Origin of the sequence: Brachyspira sp. SAP_772 (genome assembly GCF_009755885.1) — a bacterium.
Classification (GTDB): Bacteria; Spirochaetota; Brachyspiria; order Brachyspirales; family Brachyspiraceae; genus Brachyspira.
Genome location: NZ_VYIX01000049.1, coordinates 1 through 963, shown reverse-complemented (window position 1 = coordinate 963; position 963 = coordinate 1). Strand labels below are relative to the sequence as shown.

General features: G+C 31.8%; 1 protein-coding gene. It reads left to right on the top strand.

Going from position 1 to position 963, the window contains the following annotated elements; genetic code table 11:
* Positions 1-28: 28 nt before the first annotated feature.
* The coding region (locus GQX97_RS12470) for a glycoside hydrolase family 2 TIM barrel-domain containing protein (RefSeq protein ID WP_232473366.1) at positions 29-963 on the top strand (935 nt) is incomplete at its 3' end.

Here is a 963-nt window from a genome sequence, read left to right as displayed (position 1 = left end):
GGATTGGGAAGAGGCTTATTTAGGTAGAATGATAAGAACTAGAAAAAGAGATAAGAATCACCCTTCCATAATTATGTGGACTTTGGGTAATGAATCTGCATTTGGATGCAATTTTGTAGCTATGGCAGAATATTGTAAGAAAGAAGACCCTACAAGATTAGTTCATTATGAAGGAGATATGAAGGTTGAGGTTGCTGATGTAAATAGCACTATGTATACTTGGATAAAAGAGAGATATAGTCCTGGAAGATTGATGAAAGATATTATTGCTACTACAACAAAACCTCATATCTTATGTGAATATTGTCATGCTATGGGTAATGGACCTGGAGGATTATTAGAATATCAAGAATTATTCTATAAATATCCTTTCTTACAGGGAGGATTTATATGGGAATGGTATGATCATGGTATATTGCAGCATGATGAAAATGGAACTGCTTATTATGCTTACGGCGGAGATTTTGGCGATGACCCTACTAATGGAAACTTCTGTATTGATGGTTTATTGATGCCAGACAGAGTACCTTCTCCTGGTTTGATAGAGCTTAAAAAAATATTTGAACCTGTTTTAGTTGAAATGATAGACAGCAGTAGCTATAAAATAAGAGTAACTAACAGATATGACTTCTTCACTCTTGACCATTTAGAATTAAACTGGAGCATATATAATTCTGAAAATGAAATCATATGCAGTGATACTATTTATGAAGAGATTAAAGGTATTAAACCGTATACTTCTAAAGAGTTTGCTATTAATGTAGAAAAATTTAATGTTAAAGTTGGTGTTGATTATTATCTAAATATAGTATTTAAATTAAGAAAAGAAAATGCATGGGCAAATACTGAGCATAAGATAGCAACAGCACAATTCTTATTGCCTGTTAAAAAAGAAAGCCCTGTTATTAATCTAACTTCTAAACCAAAAGTGATAGAAAAAGATTTTGAGTATGAAATACATAG